Origin of the sequence: Pantoea sp. GCM10028869, assembly GCF_042666835.1 — a bacterium.
GTDB lineage: Bacteria > Pseudomonadota > Gammaproteobacteria > Enterobacterales > Enterobacteriaceae > Pantoea > Pantoea leporis.
This window is the reverse complement of the sequence record NZ_JBHTGO010000006.1, coordinates 33,222-51,852: the sequence shown is the minus strand read 5'-3', so window position 1 is coordinate 51,852 and position 18,631 is coordinate 33,222. Positions and strand designations below refer to the sequence as shown.

Here is an 18,631-nt window from a genome sequence, read left to right as displayed (position 1 = left end):
TTGCGCACGATAACGGACCAATTGTACACAATCATCCCTGCTACGCACTAACTACCTTAAGCACCGCATTACGCGCTAACTCTGGCTCATCACTGTTTAACCAGTGTACTTCAGGCCAGCCACGTAACCAGGTCATCTGGCGTTTAGCGAGCTGCCGAGTGGCGCAAATTCCCCGATAAACCATTTCGTCGTAATCGATTTCACCTGACAAATAAGACCACATCTGGCGATAACCGACACAACGAATGGAAGGCATGTCCGTATGCAAATCACCTCGCGCAAACAGTGCACGAGCCTCCGCTTCAAATCCTGACGCTAGCATCTGGTCGTAACGCAACGCAATGCGTTGATGTATCAGTTCACGACTCGCAGGTGCGATAGCAAACTGGTACACGTCGTAGGGTAACGCTTCGCCGGAGGTTTTTGTCAGTTCCGTTAAAGTTTTACCCGAAATAAAAAAAACTTCCAGTGCTCGCGAAAGTCTCTGCGGATCATTCGGATGAATACGACTACCGGCGACCGGATCGATTTCACACAGCTGACGGTGCAGGGCTTCCCACCCTTTCTCCGCCGCCATTTGCTCTATTCGCTGACGCACCTCGGGATCGGCCGAGGGCAACGGCGACAATCCTTCAAGTAACGCCTTGAAGTAGAGCATGGTTCCACCAACAAGCAACGGAATCTTCCCCTTCCGGGTGATATCCGCCATTTCTGCCAACGCATCGCGACGAAATTCTGCGGCGGAATACGCTTCCGACGGATCGCGAATGTCCAGCAAACGATGGGGCGCCAGTGCTAACTCTTCTGCCGACGGTTTCGCCGTGCCAATATCCATCCCGCGATAGATTAAGGCAGAGTCAACGCTAATAAGTTCCACCGGAAGTTGCTGGCGCAGCGAAATCGCTAATGCCGTCTTACCGGAGGCGGTAGGCCCCATCAAAAAAATTGCCTTTGGCCGGCTAGCCTGGTTTAGTTCACTCATGCTTCAACGCGTTTAGCGCGCTCTCAATCTCAATGGTCTGTAACAGACCTGAAGGCGGCGACTTCAGCAGTTGCGGACAAAGCCTTTCCAGCTCTGCCAGCAGTGCAATTGCCTGCGAGTGATTCCAGTGAGCGTCTTCTGCATCATCTCGACGCGCCAGCCATGGGGCCAACGTGGATGCAGAAACCTCTTGCTGCCGGGCCAGGTAGCCTAACAGTTCTGGAATCAAGATTTGTAAATTTTGTGTTCGTAACGGTAAAGGCACCGCGCGCAACGTCACGTGTTGCCCTTCTCGTTGTAAATCAATGCCCATCTGGCTCAGTAGCGCGGCATGATCGGCGATGGCGGCCAGCTCGGGCGCAGCAATTTTCAGGCGCACCGGGATCAGGAGCGGCTGCGGTTTTAAACCCTCTTCCCCTGGTTCAAGCTGGGCCTGTTTTAGCCAGCGCGCCGCCACGGCCAGCGATAACAATTGCAATGCGCTACCACGTTCCAGCAGCGCATAACGATCCTGCAAAACGCTTAACACGCGGCCGAAGCTTTGCGCATGGGCGGCCAGCGGCGCTTCACGCTTTTCCGGCAGACGTACCGGAGCCGCGGCAGGAACTGGCGCCGCGCGCGGCGTTTCTACCATCGGCGTTTTCATCAACTGCTTATAGGCATTACCCTCACGCGCACTGTAAACCGGCTCTTTGTTCTGCCAATTCGCATTCGCGGCCGCAGAAGCGCCGCCGCTGCGTGGCGTGTTGCTGGGTTGTGCAAAGTGGTTCGCGCCTGCCGCCTGACGGTTTTCTGGCTGCCACTTCGGCGCAGGTTCTTCGGCGTGGGCGATGGGCAATTCCGGCGCGCGGCTGGCTTGCAGCGCACTCATCACGCCTTGCCAGATAAAATCATGTACCAGACGCGACTGATGAAAACGCACCTCGTGTTTAGCCGGATGGACGTTGACATCCACCTGATGCGGGTCGATCTCCAGATAGAGCACGTAAGCTGGCTGCTGATCGTCACCAAGCTGCGTTTGATAAGCCTGACGAATCGCGTGATTGATGAGCTTGTCGCGCATCATGCGTCCGTTGACGTAGCAATATTGCAGATCGGTAACCTGGCGCGAACCGTGAGGATCGGCGACCCAACCGCGCAGCGCTAAATCATCGTGCTGCCACTCAATGCGTAAAGCGTGCTGCATAAACGTGGTGCCGCAAATGGCCCCTAAACGCCGCTCCCGCTGCGCATCTTCACTGACCGCGCGATACTGACGCATTAACTTACCGTTGTGGCTAAGCGAAATAGCGACGTCAAAGCGTGCCAGCGCAATACGACGAATCACCTCATCGATATGGGTAAACTCGGTCTTTTCAGTGCGCATGAATTTGCGGCGAGCGGGCGTGTTATAGAACAGGTCGAGCACTTCCAGCGAGGTACCTACTGGATGCGCAGCCGGTTTCACCGTCACATCCATGTCGCGCCCTTCCGCGTAGGCTTGCCAGGCTTCGCTTTGGTCGGCGGTGCGTGAAGTCAGCGTTAAACGAGAAACGGAACTGATACTAGCGAGCGCTTCGCCACGAAAGCCGAGGCTCATGATCGCCTCAAGGTCATCAAGCGAAGCAATTTTGCTGGTCGCATGCCGCGCCAATGCCATTGCAAGCTCGGCTTTGGCGATACCGCAGCCGTTGTCGCGAATGCGGATGAGCTTCGCGCCACCTTTCTCAATATCGACGTCAATGCGCGTGGCGCCGGCATCAAGGCTGTTTTCCACCAGCTCTTTTACGACCGACGCCGGGCGCTCAACCACTTCGCCTGCGGCAATCTGGTTCGCCAGCTGCGGCGGTAAAATCTGTATTGGCATGGTGGTGATCCTTCTGGCTGGTTGGCTCACGGGGAGCCAACAATCAGGATTGCGGAATTTTTAAGTTTTGCCCCAGCATCACATTGCTCGACTTCATATTATTCGCCTGCATGATGGCTTTTGAGCTCACGCCATAGTGCGCGGCAATCGCCGTGAGGGAATCACCGCGCACCACTTTATGCCGGGTTGGACGACTCGCCGCCACGCTTACGCTTGATTTCGCGGGCACCTTCAGGCGCTGTCCCACCCAAACCACATCGCGCTTCAGGCTATTCATCTCACGTAACGTCGCCATGCTCACGCCATATTTTGCCGCGATGCCCGACAGCGTTTCGCCACGCGTGACGGTATGGCGCTGCGTCGCGCCGGTATATTGCACCGTACCGGTCGCCGGGTTGCTGGCGACGCTAACCGCTGGTGCGCTGTCCAGCGGCCGGTTTTCCTCCTTTGGGATCGATTGCAGCGGATGCGTAAGGAAATAATTGCGCAGGCCTTTATAAATCGACTGAGCAATCTTCTCCTGATACGCGCTGCTGCCAAGCAGCCGCTCCTCCGCGGCATTACTAATAAAGCCGGTTTCGACCAGTAAAGAGGGAATATCCGGGGAACGTAAAACGCCAAGGCTGGCATGTTCCGGCAGACGCTTATGCAGCGGCGTAATACCGCGCAACTGCTGCAGGACTTTGACGGCGACGTCATAACCTACACGCTGTGAATGACCAAACTGCAAATCCAGCACTGCCTGGCTAAGATAGGGATCGGCCTGGCTGTTCGCCAGCAGATCCCCTGCGCCGCCCAGCAGCTCAGATTGTTTTTCTTTCTGTTCCAGCCAGTTCGCCATTTCGTTATTGGCGCGGCGGTTGGACAGCACCCAAACCGATGCGCCAGTGGCTGAGTGATTTGGCGCGGCGTCGGCGTGAATGGATACCAGCAGATTCGCGTTCTCTTTACGCGCCACTTCTGAGCGGCCCATTACCGAGATGAAATAGTCGCCGTTACGCGTCAGCACCGGTTTGAACATCGGATCCTGATCCATCAGCGCTTTCAACTTACGCGCAATTGAGATGGTGACATTTTTCTCGTGCAAACCGTGCTGGCCGGATGCGCCGGGATCCTGACCGCCGTGCCCGGCATCAATCGCCACAATTACCACATCGTTGCGACTAACCGAGTTGCCGGGACGCACGGTGGTATTGCTGCTGGTCACCGCTGTCACCTGATTGGCGTTGAACGGATTGCCCTGGCTGCTGCTGCTCGGCTGGCTTTCACGCGCGGTGGTAACAGGCGCGGCAGCGGCCGGGCGCTTCGCTGGCTGCGTCCCACGAATGGTGAACACCACGCGATAATTACTGCCATCGCGCTGCGTGCTGGCGCGCGTCTGCGCGGGCTGCGTCAGTTCGAACACTAAACGCAGGCTTTGCTTATCCTTCGGCTGGCTATGGCGAATGCGCTGCACAATATTTTCGCCGCTAAAATTGAGCGGCAATCCTTTAATTGCGCCGCTTTGACGAATATCCAGCACTACACGATTGGGATTGTGCAGCGGAAAAAAGCCATACACGGGCTGACCGTTAAAGCTCAGAGTAACGGTGGCCTGGCTATCGCCATTCTCGACTTTGATATCTGATAACGTGGCAGACAACGCCGAGGCAGAAAACAGGCACAGCAAGCCCAGTACAATGATTTTCATCCGTGACATCATGCCGGATCCCTGCCTTGCTGGAATTGGGTTAACAGCGCTTCGCCCGTGGCGGAAATCGCGCTTATTTCGGCTTCACGCGCCGCATCCACGTAGCGCAACGTCAGCGCTAAATCGGCCTCAGGCAGCACGCCGGTGCCCTGCTGCGGCCACTCCACCAGACAGAGCGCATCGCCGGTGAAATAGTCGCGGATGCCCATGAACTCTAGCTCTTCGGGATCGGCAAGACGATAGAGATCGAAATGGTACAGCGTGCGAGAGCCGAGCTCGTAGGGCTCGACCAGCGTATACGTTGGGCTTTTTACATTGCCTTGATGGCCGAGCGCCTGCAGAAAACCACGGCTAAAGGTGGTCTTACCGGCACCTAAATCGCCATAAAGATAGATCACCAGCGCGCTGTTGCAGACGCGCGCCAATTGCGCACCCAGATTCAGGGTTGCCGCCTCATCGGGCAAAGGGATAACACAGGTCTTCATGCTTTATTGTTGGATCATCTCTGGATTAACAAACTGCCACAGCAGCTCGAACAAATCAGTGGCTAACATGCCGCGAGTACCGCGCTGACGCGCGACGGCATCGGCTGTTGCCCCATGCGCGACACAGCCTGCGCAGGCTGCATCAAGTAATGTCAGTTTCTGGCCGAGCAGAGCGGCAATAATCCCGCTCAGCACATCGCCCATGCCGCCAGACGCCATGCCCGCGTTGCCCACATCGGCAATGGCGATGTCACCCGCCGCGCTGGCAATCACCGTGCCCGCGCCTTTCAGAACCACCACGCCGCCGTAGCGTTTCGCCAGGGCGCGCGCAGCGTGTAAGCGGTCACTCTCAATCTCGCTGGTTTTCACCCCCAGCAAGCGCGCAGCTTCGCCGGGATGCGGCGTAATGATGCGATTCTGACGGTTATCCTGCTTGATTGCCAGCAGGTTAAGCGCATCCGCATCCCAAAGCATCGGCTTTTCACTGGCCGCAATCTTTTTCAGTGCCTTCTGAGCCCAATCGCGCTGGCCGAGCCCCGGTCCAACGGCGATCACATCCGCCCACTCCAGCGCCTGATCCAGCCGTTCATCGCTCAGCGCATCAACCATTAACTCCGGTCGCGCGGTGAGAATCGGGCCAATATTATCTTCATGTGTCAGCACGCGCACAAGTCCGGCGCCGGTTCGCAGGGCGGCTTCACCGGTCATGCGAATCGCGCCCGCCGTGCCGCTGTCGCCGCCGACCACCAATAGCCGCCCCTGATCACCTTTATGTGAAGTAGCGCGACGTGGTTTCAGCCAGCGCATTAAATCCCCGGCGTCATAGCGTGAAATCGGTGCCTGCTCAGCGGCAAGATATGCCGACAAGCCCAACTCATGGTTGTGCAGAACGCCAACGTAATCGCGCGCCTTGCCGGTCAGTTGGCCGGGTTTCAGCGTAATCATGCTCAACGTGTGATCGGCGATGACCGTTTTGCCCGGCGCCGTGCCATTAGCCGCCAGCAAACCAGAGGGAATATCGATCGCCAGCACCGGTGCGGCATGCGCGTTGATGAGTGTGATCAGGCGATCGTAAGGATCGGCGGGCGCGCGATTCAGGCCGGTGCCGAGCAGCGCATCGACGATCACCTCAACCTGCTCCGGCCAGGGCGCATCCGCCGCATGAATCACACCGCCCGCCGCCAGCCATGCGTCTTGCGCCTGCTGCGCCTCTTCTGGCAAGGCTTTGCTGCCTGCGCACGCCAGCAGCGTCACGTTCAATCCTGCTGCCTGCGCCAGTCGCGCCACCACATAACCATCGCCGCCATTGTTGCCGTGCCCGCACAGGATCAACCAATGCTGCGCCTGCGGCCACAGCTGGCAGCCTAATTCATAGCTGGCTTGGCCAGCACGTTGCATCAGCTCAAACAGCGTTAAGCCCAGGCTATCGGCGGCATCGCGTTCCAGTTGCGCCATCGCCTGCGCAGGCCAGACAGAGTGTGTTAAACTGCGCGCGTTTGCTTCAATTGCCTGGTTTCTCATGTCATATCCTCTCGATCTTCATCAGCTCGCTGAACAAATTAAACAGTGGGGACGCGACCTCGGCTTCCAACAGGTCGGTATTTGCGATACCGATCTGAGCGCCGAAGAGCCCAAACTGCAGGCGTGGCTGGATAAGCAATATCATGGCGAGATGGATTGGATGGCGCGCCACGGCATGATGCGTGCGCGGCCGCATGAGCTGCTGCCTGGCACGCTGCGCGTGATTAGCGTACGCATGAATTACCTTCCAGCTAAAGCCGCCTTTGCCAGCACCTTAAAAAATCCGCAGCTGGGCTATGTAAGCCGCTATGCGCTGGGCCGCGACTATCACAAAGTATTGCGCAATCGACTGAAAAAGCTCGGAGAAATGATTCAGGCACACTGTGGCGAACGCAATTTTCGTCCATTCGTCGATTCCGCACCGATTCTGGAACGCCCGATTGCCGCTAAAGCCGGTTTAGGCTGGACCGGCAAACATTCGCTGATCCTCAACCGTGAAGCGGGTTCGTGGTTCTTCCTTGGCGAACTGCTGATTGATCTGCCGTTACCGGTCGATCAGCCCCAGGAAGAGCAGTGTGGACGCTGTGTCGCCTGTATCACTATCTGCCCCACTTCCGCTATCGTCGAACCTTACGTGGTCGATGCGCGTCGCTGCATCTCCTATCTCACCATCGAGTTGGAAGGCGCAATTCCTGAAGAGTTCCGTCCGCTGATTGGTAATCGAATTTATGGCTGCGATGATTGCCAGCTGATCTGCCCGTGGAATCGTTACGGCCAGTTAACCGATGAAGATGATTTCTCGCCGCGCGCGGTGCTGCATGCGCCGCCGCTCACCGATCTGTTCAAATGGGATGAAGCCAAATTTCTGCGTATCACCGAAGGTTCAGCGATTCGGCGTATTGGGCATTTGCGCTGGTTGCGAAATATTGCGGTGGCATTGGGCAATGCGCCCTGGGCTGAAGAAAATATGGCGGCATTAGCATTGCGCAGCGGCGAACATCCCCTGCTTGATGAGCATATTGAATGGGCGATTGCACAGCAGTTGCAGAAACGCGCGGCGCAAGCGGTAGATGTGCAGCCAGCGAAGAAACAGCGACTGGTGCGCGCGGTCGAAAAAGGCCTGCCGCGTGATGCGTGATGCGTGATGCGTGATGCGTGATGCGTGATGCGTGATGCGTGATTGAGCAGTCGCACAGGATAAAACGCTTTTCCACATGCTGTGAATAAAATTATTCAACTGAATAGTGACGGAGATCGTAATTTCGTCTAAAGGGTAAGATCACAGTCTGAAATAGTTATAACCACTTAAAAATCAATCAATTAAGCGATTATTGTAAATATTCACGTCGTATTTAGCGCGCAGGGGTTTGTCCAGAGCTTGTGGATAACTCTGTTCAAAACAGTTTTAAACAACGGGGAAAACGCCGTCAGAAGCTTGCAGGCACATTGTGGATAACCTGTAAGATAACTGCATCAGACAACAAGCATTATCGCTGCTAGCGAGGCGTGCAAAATTTCCAGAAAAAAACGGTGTCGCATGCGATCAAAAAAGATCTGCAGCAGTTTTAATTCTGATTGCGCCTAAGGGCAAATAACATTAGTGAATATGAAAATCTGGAGCGGGAAACGAGACTCGAACTCGCGACCCCGACCTTGGCAAGGTCGTGCTCTACCAACTGAGCTATTCCCGCATAATCTTCGTATTTTAGTCTGCTACTGCGTTGGCTGCCTTCACTCACCCAGGTCACTTACTCATGTAAGCTCCCAGGGATTCGTTCAGTTGCCGCCTTGTTGCAAACTAAAATACTCGATTCTGACTCTTCGTATTTTTGTCACAACAATCACGCTAACGACTAAATCCGTGATTTGGATGGTTTACTACAAACTCTGGAGCGGGAAACGAGACTCGAACTCGCGACCCCGACCTTGGCAAGGTCGTGCTCTACCAACTGAGCTATTCCCGCATTAGAGGTTTACTACTCAACGAAAGTTTGGAGCGGGAAACGAGACTCGAACTCGCGACCCCGACCTTGGCAAGGTCGTGCTCTACCAACTGAGCTATTCCCGCATAATCTTCGTATTTGTGTTGGTTACTGCGTTGGCTGCCTTCACTCAATCAGGTCACTTACTGAAGTAAGCTCCCAGATATTCGCTCAGTTGCCGCCTTGTACCCAACTCAACTACTCGATTCTGAACTTCGCCGTACTACTTTACTTCTCCGTTCCGCATGAAATTCTTCACCGGTACGGGGTGCGCATTATACGAGAAATCCTTTCAGTCGCAAGAGTCTAAAAGCAAAATTTTGCGCTTTCCGCGCGTTCGCTGCTTTTATCGACAACCTGATGATTTCCTGCGCACCCGCGGCGGTTAAAGCTGCAGGAAGTGCTCGCGATAGTACGCCAACTCGGCGACGGACTCGCGAATATCATCCAGCGCCTGATGGCTACCGGACTTTTTAAAACCTGGCAAGATATCTGGTTTCCAGCGGCGCGCCAGCTCTTTCAGCGTGCTGACATCAAGATAGCGATAGTGGAAATAGGCTTCCAGTTCAGGCATGTACTTAAACAGGAAGCGACGATCCTGACCAATACTGTTGCCGCAAATCGGCGAGGTGTTCGCCGGCACCCACTGTTTCAGGAACTCGATGGTGGCCAGTTCCGCCGCACGGTCATCGTGCTCGCTGGCTTTGACGCGCGCCACCAATCCGCTATTGGTGTGCGTGCGCACGTTCCAGTCATCCATCAACGCCAACTGATCGTCAGATTGATGCACCGCGAACACCGGGCCTTCTGCCAGGATGTTAAGGTTGGCATCGGTCACGATGGTAGCGATCTCAATAATGCGATCGCGTTCCGGATCCAATCCGGTCATTTCGAGGTCGATCCAAATCAGGTTGTTTTCATTTCCAGCTGTCATGCGTTTCCCGCCTGTTGCCAAAGTCGTCATTAAACTCATTTCAGGTGTATCATAGACGTTTTGCCCAGCAGGGCGAAACCTGGCGAAAGCCGTGAGAGGATGCGTGAGTAAAAACAAACTGTCGAAAGGTCAACAACGTCGCGTAAGCGCCAACCATCAGCGTCGTCTGCAGCAACGGAGCGATAAGCCGGAGCCGGATGATAGTCTGTTTGGAGAAGCGGCTGATGGCGTGGTGATCAGCCGTTTCGGCATGCACGCAGACGTGGAAGATAGCGAAGGCGTTGTGCATCGCTGTAACATCCGCCGCACCATTCGCTCGCTGGTCACTGGCGATCGCGTTTTATGGCGCGCTGCCATTGGCGGCGGCAAAGGGATCGTCGAAGCGGTACACGAACGTAAGACGGTGCTTACGCGCCCAGACTTCTATGACGGCGTGAAACCGATCGCCGCCAACATCGATCAGATCATTATCGTTTCGGCGATCCTGCCAGAGCTGTCACTCAACATCATTGATCGTTACCTGGTCGCCAGCGAAACTCTTGGCGTGGAACCGCTGCTGGTGCTCAACAAAACCGACCTTTTAGATGCCGAAGGCCGCGCGTTTGTTGATGAGCAGATGGAGATCTATCGCAACATTGGTTATCGCGTTTTGATGGTTTCCAGCCACGCCAAAGATGGCCTGGTTGAACTGGAAAGCGCCTTAACCGGCCGCGTCAGCATCTTTGCCGGCCAATCTGGCGTGGGTAAATCGAGCCTGCTGAATAACCTGCTTGGTCTGGAGGTAGCGGCTGAAATTCTGACCAACGATGTGTCGAACGTTTCTGGATTAGGCCAGCACACCACTACCGCGTCACGCCTTTACCACTTCCCGGCGGGCGGCGATGTGATCGATTCACCGGGCGTGCGTGAGTTTGGTTTATGGCATCTGGAGCCAGAACAAGTGACGCGCGGCTTTGTCGAATTCCGTGAATTCCTTGGCGGTTGCCGTTTCCGCGACTGTAAGCACGATACCGATCCTGGCTGTGCCATTCGCGAAGCGGTAGAAGAGGGCAAGATTGATATCTCCCGCTTCGATAACTACCACCGAATTCTGGAAAGTATGGCGCAGGTAAAGACGCGTAAAAACTTTTCCTCCGACGCAGATTAAGCAGTACAACGGCACATTCGCCAACGCGCTGGGGCGCTGCTACAATCCGCCCCCTTTTTTGTTAACGACACGTAATTAAGCCAGGAGGCAACGGTGTTTGATCGTTTTAAACTCGGCCTGAATCATATTTTGCCTAAAAAAGGGCTCACCGAGCTCGCCGGTTGGGGTGCCAGCCGCCGTGGTGGCTGGCTCACTAAAGCGGTCATCGACCTATTTGTCTGGTACTACAAAGTGGATATGGCGGAAGCCAGCAAGCCACATACCGGCAGCTACCGCACCTTCAATGATTTCTTCGTGCGTCCGTTAAAAGAGGGCGCGCGTCCGATCGATACTGATGCCTCTTTACTGGCGCTGCCCGCCGATGGCGCGATCAGCCAGCTGGGCCGCATTGCCGGCGATCAGATCTTCCAGGCCAAAGGCCACACTTACAGCCTGCAGGCGCTGCTGGCCGGTAACGACGATCTGGCGGATCAGTTTCATGACGGCGAGTTTGTTACCACTTATCTCGCCCCGCGCGATTATCACCGCGTGCATATGCCGTGTAACGGCATCCTGCGCGAAATGATCTATGTGCCGGGCGATCTCTACTCCGTCAACCCGCTGACCGCACGTAACATTCCGAACCTGTTTGCGCGTAACGAGCGCGTGATCTGCGTATTTGATACCGATCATGGCCCGATGGTGCAGATCCTTGTCGGTGCCACCATTGTGGGTAGCATCGAAACCGTGTGGGCGGGCACCGTTACGCCACCGCGCGAAGGTGTGATTAAACGCTGGCGCTATCCGTCTGCCGATCATGATGGTGCGGTGGTGCTGCTGAAAGGCCAGGAAATGGGTCGCTTCAAGTTGGGTTCAACGGTGATCAACCTGTTCGCGCCGAATCGCGTGAAGCTGGCAGAAAGCCTTGAAGCCGAAAGCAAAACCCGCCTCGGTCAGCCGCTGGCCATCGCCCTGCCTCAGCCTGGCGACAGCGTCTCACTTAGCAAATAACCCGGAATCTCTCCCGTGCGTGTTTTCCTCTCCTTGCTGCTGAGCCTTGTGCTCAGCAGTTCTGTATTTGCAGCCACCGTTCCGCAATCCAGCCAGCTAAAGCAGGAACTGGATGCGGCTAAATCGGCGAAAACCTCACCCGCGCAAACCGAGCAGGTGCAGGCGCTCGAATCGGCGATCAATTTCCTCAACGAGCGCGATGAGTCGCTGGAGCGCGCGAAGCAGTATCAGCAGGTGATTGATGATTTCCCGCGGCTGGCGCGCGAATTACGTCAGCAGATCGGCACGCTGACGGACAGCAGCAAGGCGGTGCGCAGCAATATGAGCAGCGCCGAGCTGGATCAGGAGCTGTTGCAGGTTAGCAGCCAACTGCTGGAGGAAGGCCGTCAGGCGCAGCAGGAGCAGGATCGCGCGCGCGAGATCAGCGATTCACTGTCGCAGCTGCCGCAGCAGCAAACCGATGCACGCCGGGCGATGACCGAAAGCGATCGTCGCGCGCAGAGCGCTTCGACGGCGACTACGCCGCTGGCGCAGGCGCAGATTTACGCGCGTCAGGCGGAAAACGCCGCCAATAAAGCGCGCGTGGACGAGTTAGAGCTGGCGCAGCTCTCGGCGAATAACCGTCAGGAACTGGCGCGCATGCGCGCCGAAGTACATCAGCGCAAAGCGACTCAACTGGATAACTATCTGCAGGCGCTGCGCAATCAGCTCAACAATCAGCGCCAGCGCGAAGCTGAACTGGCGCTTGAGCGCACCGAGCAGCTGGCGGAAAACAGCGGCGATCTGCCGAGTTCGATCAGCGATCAGTTCCGCGTTAACCGCGAACTCTCCGCAGACCTTAATCAACAAGCGCAGCGCATGGATTTAGTCGCTTCGCAGCAGCGTCTGGCCACCAATCAGACCTTGCAGGTGCGTCAGGCGCTGAGCACGTTGCGTGAGCAGTCGCAATGGCTGGGGGCATCCAATCTGTTGGGCGAAGCCTTGCGTGCGCAGGTTGCCCGTCTGCCAGAGATGCCGAAATCTCAGCAGATTGACAGCGAAATGGGCCAGCTGCGCGTACAGCGTCTGCATTATGAGGCTCTGCTGGAGCGCCAGCAGGAACTGCGCAAAGCCAAGCAGGATGACGGCACGCCGTTCAGCAGCGATCAGGTACGTATCCTCGAAGCGCAACTTAAAACCCAGCGCGAACTGCTGAACTCACTGATTTCCGGTTGCGATACGCTGATTCTGGAAATCACTAAGCTCAAAGTTTCCAATACGCAGCTGCAGGATGCCTTAGCCGAAGTTAAAGATGCGACGCATCGTTATCTGTTTTGGACCGCTGACGTTAATACCATCGGCCTGAATTTCCCGGTGGAGATGGCGCAGGATCTCAAGCGTCTGTTGTCGCTGGATACCGCCGGCCAGCTCGGCAAAGCGCTGGCGATGATGTTTACCAATCGCGAAACCGTGTTGCCGATAATTGGTGCGATTCTGCTGGTTGGCTTCAGCATCAGCTCACGTCGTCACTACAACGCCTTTATGGAGCGCTCCGCCAGCCGCGTAGGCAAAGTGACGCAGGATCGCTTCAGCCTGACGCTGCGCACGGTATTTTGGTCGATTCTGGTGGCGGTGCCGCTGCCGGTATTGTGGGCCGCGCTCGGTTACGGTTTACAGCATGCCTGGCCTTATCCATTCGCCGTGGCGATTGGCGATGGCATCACCGCCACGCTGCCGCTGCTGTGGGCCTTTATGATCAGCGCCGCGTTTGCACGTCCCGATGGCTTGTTTGTGGTGCATTTCCGTTGGCCGCAAGCGCGCGTGGCGCGTGCCATGCGCTATTACTCGCTGTCGGTGGGGCTGATTGTGCCGCTGATCATGCTGCTGATCGCCTTTGCCAATCTCGACGATCCGCAATTCTCCGGCACGCTGGGACGCGTGTGCTTCATCCTGATTTGTGGCGCGCTGAGTATCGTTACCGTTAGCCTGAAACGCGCCGGTATTCCGCTCTATCTGGATAAAGAGGGCAACGGCGATAACTTCGTAAACCGCATTTTGTGGAACCTGATGATTGCCCTGCCGCTGGTGGCTGCCCTCGCCTCCTGCATCGGTTATCTCGCCACCGCGCAGGCGCTGCTGGCGCGTCTGGAAACCTCGGTGGGCATCTGGTTCTTCCTGCTGGTGGTGTATCACATCATCCGCCGCTGGATGCTGATTCAGCGCCGCCGCATCGCCTTTGACCGTGCACGTCAGCGTCGTGCCGATATGCTGGCCAACCGCGCGCGCAGCGAAGAAGAGAAAGAGCAATCAACGCCAGCGAATGCTGACACCATTGAAATCGATGAGCCAAGCATTGATCTCGATGAGATCAGCGCACAGTCGCTGCGTCTGGTGCGTTCAATCCTGACGCTGATTGCGCTGGTTTCGGTGATTGTGCTGTGGTCAGAAATCCACTCGGCGTTTAGCTTCCTTGATAACATTCCGCTGTGGAATGCCAGCACCACCATTCAGGGTGTGGACAGCGTGCAGGCGATTACGCTGGGTGCGGTGTTGATTGCGATTCTGGTGCTGATCATCACCACGCAGCTGGTGCGTAACATGCCGGCGCTGCTGGAGCTGGCGCTGTTGCAGCATCTCAGTTTGGCGCCGGGCACCGGTTACGCCATTACCACTTTGACCAAGTATGCTTTGATGCTGATTGGCGGCTTGATTGGCTTCTCAATGATGGGCATTGAGTGGTCGAAGCTGCAGTGGCTGGTTGCTGCGTTGGGTCTGGGTTTGGGCTTCGGGATGCAGGAGATTTTCGCTAACTTTATCTCCGGCCTGATTATCCTGTTTGAGAAACCGATCCGTATTGGCGATACCGTGACCATTCGCGACCTGACTGGCAGCATTACGCGCATCAACACGCGTGCCACCACCATCACCGATTGGGACCGCAAAGAGATCATCGTGCCGAATAAGGCTTTCATTACTGAGCAGTTCGTGAACTGGTCGCTGTCGGATTCAGTGACGCGTGTGGTGTTGACGATTCCAGCGCCCGCCAGAGTCAACAGTGATGAAGTGACCAACATTCTTAAGCAGGCAGCCGATCGCTGCACCTACGTGCTCGATATGCCGGCGCCGGATGTGTTCCTGGTCGACCTGCAGCAAGGTATTCAGCTGTTTGAACTGCGCGTGCATGCGGCGGAGATGGGGCATCGCATGCCGCTACGCCATGAACTGCATCAGCTGATTCTGCGCGGCTTTGAGGAGCACGGCATTGAGATGCCGTTCCCACCATTCCAGGTGCGCATGGAGACGTTAGGAAAGCAAAACCCCGCGACTAACGGTGCGCCCGCCAATAAGACCTTCAAATCTGGCGGATTATAAAAACAAAACGCCCGGCAGATGCCGGGCGTTTTTTATTGCCGCTCGGAGTTTATCACTTCACAAACTCTTCGCCCTGCGAGATATCTTTCTTCAGCGTTTCCAGCATGCCGTTTAGCGCCTGCTGTTCAAAGGCACTCAGCGTGCCCAGCGGACGGCGTTCAACGATACCGTTTTTGCCCAGCAGCAGCGGCTGCGAGAAGAAGCGGGCATATTCGCCATCGCCTTCCACATACGCGCACTCCACCACGTTGGCTTCGCCTTGCAGGGCACGAATCAATGACAGGCCGAAACGGGCCGCTGCCTGTCCCATCGACAGCGTCGCCGATCCGCCACCGGCTTTGGCTTCCACCACTTCGGTGCCCGCGTTCTGAATACGTTTGGTAAGATCCGCCACTTCCTGCTCGCTGAAGCTCACGCCTTTCACCTGCGACAGCAGCGGCAGAATCGTTACGCCGGAATGCCCGCCCACCACCGGCACTTCAATCTCGTTGGGCTGCTTGCCTTTTAACGCCGCGACAAAGGTATTGGCACGGATGATATCGAGGGTGGAAACGCCAAACAGGCGATTCTTGTCATACACGCCGGCTTTTTTTAGCACTTCGGCCGCAATCGCCACCGTCGTATTCACCGGATTGGTGATGACGCCAATCAGCGCTTTTGGCGCGGTACTGGCAACCTGTTCGATCAGGTTACGCACGATACCAGCGTTGACGTTAAACAGGTCGGCGCGATCCATGCCCGGCTTACGTGCCACACCCGCGGAAATCAGCACCACATCAGCACCATGCAGCGCAGGCGTAGCATCTTCACCGCTAAACCCTTCCACGGTGACTGCCGTTGGGATATGACTGAGATCGACCGCCACACCGGGCGTTACCGGGGCGATATCGTAAAGTGAGAGAGCTGAGCCTGCGGGTAATTGCGTTTTGAGCAGCAGTGCGAGCGCCTGGCCAATACCACCAGCGGCACCGAGAACGGCAACTTTCATCCTGAACTCCTTATTAAGGTGGGGCAGAGATATGCCGAAAATCCATCAGGTTACGAGTTTAATCAACTTCTCAGGCGATAGCGACTAAACCTGTCGCGCACTAAACACTACGCCGCAATCGGCTCCCGAGACATCTCCACTTCAGAAGTCGCCTGAATGATTCATTCGCAGCCAGAAGACAATGGACGGCAATGATCATCGATATTGTTGTTACCACTTCAATAATATAACAACTTTGCAACCTTCGCTTTGCGCGTCCACCCGCGATTTTGGTGCAACATCATATTCTGTTATGATGCCCGCCCCGCAGGTCACTACCGCGATTCTCTTACCAGACTTATTGCATAAAAATTCATCTAAATGCATAATAATTTATCTGCCGTGGGCCTGTTGCCCTCTGCAACCCCTTTTTAATTGGTAGCTTATGCGAAACCCATCGAAACAAGACGACTTGATTAAGGCGTTTAAAGCCTTATTGAAGGAAGAGAAATTCAGCTCCCAGGGCGAAATCGTGCAGGCGCTGCAGGAAGACGGCTTCGAGAATATTAATCAGTCCAAAGTTTCTCGCATGCTGACCAAGTTTGGCGCGGTGCGCACGCGCAACGCCAAGATGGAGATGGTTTACTGCCTGCCTGCTGAACTCGGCGTGCCCACCACCACCAGCCCGCTGAAGAATCTGGTGCTGGATATCGATTACAACGATGCGTTAGTGGTGATTCACACCAGTCCGGGCGCGGCGCAGCTGATTGCGCGCCTGCTGGATTCGCTGGGCAAAGCGGAAGGCATTCTCGGCACCATTGCCGGTGATGACACCATCTTTATTACTCCCGCGCGCACCTTCTCGGTAAAACAGCTGTACGACGCGATCCTGGTTTTATTCGAACAAGAGCTATAAAACCCTGCTGCATTCCGGCAGTTCATCTGCCGGTTATCTTGCCCTTTACGCTTCATTCGTAACCATTCTGTTACAAATCCCTTTTATAAATAATAAGTTATCCATATGCTCAGCGGTTCTTTTCAGCCACTATCATTGGTACGACCTTTATGCCTTTTTAACCTTATGCGCTATTTTACGCTGCTTTACACATTGTGCTCAGTGTCTTTCCCTTCTCTATCTGTATCAGCCAGCGAGATCAACCACGATCTTTCGCACTAAAAGATAATTTGATGTAGATCATTGTTTTTACGGTGAAATAACCACCTATGGTTAAGATCCAGGCGTTTTTTATAACTTCAGGTTCTAAAAAAGTGCCATAAGGATAAAGAATTACAACCAAACATTATTAGCTCGGTATTAATTTCATGGGTGATTAGATCTATACTTGTTTTCGTGATGCAAATCACACGAAAGAAAAAGATAAAAATAGACGACGAGGAAAAATACCATGAACGTTAAAACTACTATCGCGACTTTAAGTGTTCTCTCTGCCCTGTCATTTGGTGCTTTTGCAGCAGATTCTATTAATGCTGAACAGGCTGCGAATCTGCAACCTGCGGGCACCATCAGCGTCAGCGGCGTGGGCGGTTCTCCAATGGATATCCGTCAGCAGTTAAACGATAAAGCCGACCAGCAAGGTGCGAAAGCCTATCGCGTGGTTGAGGCGAATACCGGTGACAGCTACCACGCAACCGCTGAGCTGTACAAATAAGTTATTGACTTAAAAAGCAATGTGAACGGCGACCCGTTTGAGACGCTCTTGCCTCTCAGGTTGCCGGCCCCCATTTCAGGAGAGTGAATCATGAAAACCAAATTAGCTATCGCAGTATTGGGCCTGGCTTCTGTTCTTTCTTTTGGCGCGAGTGCCGCCAGCCTGGTTTCAAACCAACAAGCTGAACAGCTGCAATCTCTGAACCAAACCATCAGCGTGAGCGGTGTTGACGGCGACCAGACCAACGTTCGTCAGGAACTGTCACAGAAAGCCGATGCGCAGGGTGCCAGCCATTACCGCATCATCGAAAGCAACCGTGGCGATACTTTCCACGTAACTGCTGAACTGTACAAATAATCACTAATTGAACGTCCGGTGCCTTGATGGCGCCAGGCAATAGATCGACGACCCGCCACCCCTTTTCTGCCGCAGGTTGTTGATTAAACGAGGAGAAAATTATGAAAATCAAAACAACCATCGCAACTGCTACCCTGCTTTCCCTGTTCGCCTTTGGTGCTTCTGCAGCACAACTGGTCACCGAACAACAGGCGCAGAATCTGCAACCTACCGGCAGCACCATTTCAATCAGCGGAACCGGCGGTTCGCCAATGGACTATCGTGCCGAGCTTTCTCAGAAAGCGGATGAGCAAGGTGCCAGCGCTTACAAAGTGATTGAAGCGAAAACCGGCGACAGCTACCACGTGACAGCTGAGCTGTATAAGTAATTCCTCGTCAATTAAGACGAACCCTTTGGCCCCGCTCGCCGGGGCCCTTTTTACTTTATATTGAAGCGGAGCTGGCCTTCCAGCTCCTCTTCTGCTTCATCAAATAGCAGGATCAATGCGCCATACCGGCGTTTCTGCCCTTTCCCCAGATTTACAAATTCAATCTCCAGCGGCAACGGCAGTTGCTCACCTATAATCGCATCCCAAAGATCGTCAAGATCGTTGATGGCGAGATCGGCTAACGCAAAACGATCGCTAAACTGTCGATAAAAATGGGCTTGATCGACAATCTCGTCGAAATCGAAACGCTCGGTTCTCATCATGACGCCCTCTTGGTTGTT

16 protein-coding genes and 3 tRNA genes are annotated in these 18,631 nt (G+C 55.1%); 8 read left to right on the top strand and 11 right to left on the bottom strand.

The annotated features are described in order from the left end of the window. Positions 1 to 40: 40 nt before the first annotated feature. Genes miaA through nnr form a run of 5 tightly spaced genes read right to left on the bottom strand, consistent with a single transcriptional unit; the run spans position 41 to position 6,524 of the window. Positions 41 to 982: a tRNA (adenosine(37)-N6)-dimethylallyltransferase MiaA gene (miaA, locus tag ACFQW4_RS16425; RefSeq protein WP_350261191.1), complete on the bottom strand. Its 942-nt coding sequence runs from the start codon at positions 980 to 982 to the stop codon at positions 41 to 43. Further along, positions 975 to 2,828: a DNA mismatch repair endonuclease MutL gene (mutL, locus tag ACFQW4_RS16420; protein ID WP_377726239.1), complete on the bottom strand. Its 1,854-nt coding sequence runs from the start codon at positions 2,826 to 2,828 to the stop codon at positions 975 to 977. The genes miaA and mutL overlap by 8 nt, the downstream gene beginning before the upstream one ends. 43 nt (positions 2,829 to 2,871) lie before the next feature. After that, entirely contained in the window at positions 2,872 to 4,530 is a 1,659-nt protein-coding gene (gene amiB, locus ACFQW4_RS16415; protein ID WP_137386609.1) for an N-acetylmuramoyl-L-alanine amidase AmiB, read from the bottom strand. Beyond that, on the bottom strand, positions 4,527 to 5,003 hold the full coding sequence (tsaE, locus tag ACFQW4_RS16410) for a tRNA (adenosine(37)-N6)-threonylcarbamoyltransferase complex ATPase subunit type 1 TsaE (protein WP_377726237.1): 477 nt from the start codon (positions 5,001 to 5,003) through the stop codon (positions 4,527 to 4,529). The genes amiB and tsaE overlap by 4 nt, the downstream gene beginning before the upstream one ends. Before the next feature lie 3 nt (positions 5,004 to 5,006). Continuing rightward, positions 5,007 to 6,524: a bifunctional ADP-dependent NAD(P)H-hydrate dehydratase/NAD(P)H-hydrate epimerase gene (gene nnr, locus ACFQW4_RS16405; protein ID WP_377726235.1), complete on the bottom strand. Its 1,518-nt coding sequence runs from the start codon at positions 6,522 to 6,524 to the stop codon at positions 5,007 to 5,009. Between nnr and queG the strand changes: the two genes are divergently transcribed. Beyond that, a complete protein-coding gene (gene queG / locus ACFQW4_RS16400; RefSeq protein WP_377726233.1) occupies positions 6,523 to 7,662 on the top strand; it encodes a tRNA epoxyqueuosine(34) reductase QueG in 1,140 nt (379 codons plus the stop codon). The genes nnr and queG overlap by 2 nt on opposite strands. 477 nt (positions 7,663 to 8,139) lie before the next feature. On the opposite strand, the gene ACFQW4_RS16395 is transcribed toward queG, so the two are convergent. From ACFQW4_RS16395 to orn, 4 genes are all read right to left on the bottom strand, one after another. After that, positions 8,140 to 8,215, bottom strand: a tRNA-Gly gene (locus tag ACFQW4_RS16395). A gap of 197 nt (positions 8,216 to 8,412) precedes the next feature. Continuing rightward, positions 8,413 to 8,488, bottom strand: a tRNA-Gly gene (locus ACFQW4_RS16390). A 28-nt stretch (positions 8,489 to 8,516) separates the two neighbouring features. Beyond that, a tRNA-Gly gene (locus tag ACFQW4_RS16385) sits at positions 8,517 to 8,592 on the bottom strand. A 299-nt stretch (positions 8,593 to 8,891) separates the two neighbouring features. Next, a complete protein-coding gene (orn, locus tag ACFQW4_RS16380; protein ID WP_101762856.1) occupies positions 8,892 to 9,440 on the bottom strand; it encodes an oligoribonuclease in 549 nt (182 codons plus the stop codon). A 103-nt stretch (positions 9,441 to 9,543) separates the two neighbouring features. Here orn and rsgA point away from each other — a divergent pair, with 103 nt between their 5' ends. The 3 genes from rsgA to mscM all read left to right on the top strand — a co-directional run bounded on the left by rsgA (position 9,544) and on the right by mscM (position 14,928). Next, positions 9,544 to 10,587, top strand: a complete 1,044-nt coding sequence (gene rsgA / locus ACFQW4_RS16375; protein WP_101762855.1) for a small ribosomal subunit biogenesis GTPase RsgA — start codon at positions 9,544 to 9,546, stop codon at positions 10,585 to 10,587. 93 nt (positions 10,588 to 10,680) lie between these two features. Further along, on the top strand, positions 10,681 to 11,577 hold the full coding sequence (asd, locus tag ACFQW4_RS16370; protein ID WP_377726230.1) for an archaetidylserine decarboxylase: 897 nt from the start codon (positions 10,681 to 10,683) through the stop codon (positions 11,575 to 11,577). Between the two features lie 15 nt (positions 11,578 to 11,592). Further along, on the top strand, positions 11,593 to 14,928 hold the full coding sequence (mscM, locus tag ACFQW4_RS16365) for a miniconductance mechanosensitive channel MscM (RefSeq protein ID WP_377726228.1): 3,336 nt from the start codon (positions 11,593 to 11,595) through the stop codon (positions 14,926 to 14,928). 52 nt (positions 14,929 to 14,980) lie between these two features. On the opposite strand, the gene mdh is transcribed toward mscM, so the two are convergent. Then, on the bottom strand, positions 14,981 to 15,916 hold the full coding sequence (mdh, locus tag ACFQW4_RS16360) for a malate dehydrogenase (RefSeq protein ID WP_101762852.1): 936 nt from the start codon (positions 15,914 to 15,916) through the stop codon (positions 14,981 to 14,983). Positions 15,917 to 16,340: 424 nt separating this feature from the next. On the opposite strand from mdh, the gene argR reads away from it, so the two are divergent. The 4 genes from argR to yhcN (ACFQW4_RS16340) all read left to right on the top strand — a co-directional run bounded on the left by argR (position 16,341) and on the right by yhcN (ACFQW4_RS16340) (position 18,290). Further along, on the top strand, positions 16,341 to 16,811 hold the full coding sequence (argR, locus tag ACFQW4_RS16355) for a transcriptional regulator ArgR (RefSeq protein ID WP_008101964.1): 471 nt from the start codon (positions 16,341 to 16,343) through the stop codon (positions 16,809 to 16,811). 490 nt (positions 16,812 to 17,301) lie between these two features. Further along, on the top strand, positions 17,302 to 17,565 hold the full coding sequence (gene yhcN, locus ACFQW4_RS16350; protein WP_101762851.1) for a peroxide/acid stress response protein YhcN: 264 nt from the start codon (positions 17,302 to 17,304) through the stop codon (positions 17,563 to 17,565). 90 nt (positions 17,566 to 17,655) lie between these two features. Then, the gene (locus ACFQW4_RS16345) at positions 17,656 to 17,922 is read left to right on the top strand and encodes a YdgH/BhsA/McbA-like domain containing protein (RefSeq protein WP_007891990.1); all 267 of its coding nucleotides are present in this window, start codon (positions 17,656 to 17,658) and stop codon (positions 17,920 to 17,922) included. A gap of 101 nt (positions 17,923 to 18,023) precedes the next feature. Continuing rightward, positions 18,024 to 18,290, top strand: coding sequence for a peroxide/acid stress response protein YhcN (gene yhcN, locus ACFQW4_RS16340; protein WP_008101968.1), 267 nt, complete (start codon positions 18,024 to 18,026; stop codon positions 18,288 to 18,290). Positions 18,291 to 18,340: 50 nt separating this feature from the next. On the opposite strand, the gene ACFQW4_RS16335 is transcribed toward yhcN (ACFQW4_RS16340), so the two are convergent. Next, entirely contained in the window at positions 18,341 to 18,610 is a 270-nt protein-coding gene (locus tag ACFQW4_RS16335; protein ID WP_217549797.1) for a hypothetical protein, read from the bottom strand. Positions 18,611 to 18,631 lie beyond the last annotated feature (21 nt).

Excerpts from the sequence above, each read along its gene's own strand:
- yhcN (WP_008101968.1), top strand. The coding sequence starts at position 18,024 with ATGAAAATCAAAACAACCATCGCAACTGCTACCCTGCTTTCCCTGTTC.
- mutL (WP_377726239.1), bottom strand. The coding sequence starts at position 2,828 with ATGCCAATACAGATTTTACCGCCGCAGCTGGCGAACCAGATTGCCGCA.
- queG (WP_377726233.1), top strand. The coding sequence starts at position 6,523 with ATGTCATATCCTCTCGATCTTCATCAGCTCGCTGAACAAATTAAACAG.
- ACFQW4_RS16335 (WP_217549797.1), bottom strand. The coding sequence starts at position 18,610 with ATGAGAACCGAGCGTTTCGATTTCGACGAGATTGTCGATCAAGCCCAT.
- nnr (WP_377726235.1), bottom strand. The coding sequence starts at position 6,524 with ATGAGAAACCAGGCAATTGAAGCAAACGCGCGCAGTTTAACACACTCT.
- mdh (WP_101762852.1), bottom strand. The coding sequence starts at position 15,916 with ATGAAAGTTGCCGTTCTCGGTGCCGCTGGTGGTATTGGCCAGGCGCTC.
- tsaE (WP_377726237.1), bottom strand. The coding sequence starts at position 5,003 with ATGAAGACCTGTGTTATCCCTTTGCCCGATGAGGCGGCAACCCTGAAT.
- argR (WP_008101964.1), top strand. The coding sequence starts at position 16,341 with ATGCGAAACCCATCGAAACAAGACGACTTGATTAAGGCGTTTAAAGCC.
- orn (WP_101762856.1), bottom strand. The coding sequence starts at position 9,440 with ATGACAGCTGGAAATGAAAACAACCTGATTTGGATCGACCTCGAAATG.
- ACFQW4_RS16345 (WP_007891990.1), top strand. The coding sequence starts at position 17,656 with ATGAAAACCAAATTAGCTATCGCAGTATTGGGCCTGGCTTCTGTTCTT.
- yhcN (WP_101762851.1), top strand. The coding sequence starts at position 17,302 with ATGAACGTTAAAACTACTATCGCGACTTTAAGTGTTCTCTCTGCCCTG.
- miaA (WP_350261191.1), bottom strand. The coding sequence starts at position 982 with ATGAGTGAACTAAACCAGGCTAGCCGGCCAAAGGCAATTTTTTTGATG.
- amiB (WP_137386609.1), bottom strand. The coding sequence starts at position 4,530 with ATGATGTCACGGATGAAAATCATTGTACTGGGCTTGCTGTGCCTGTTT.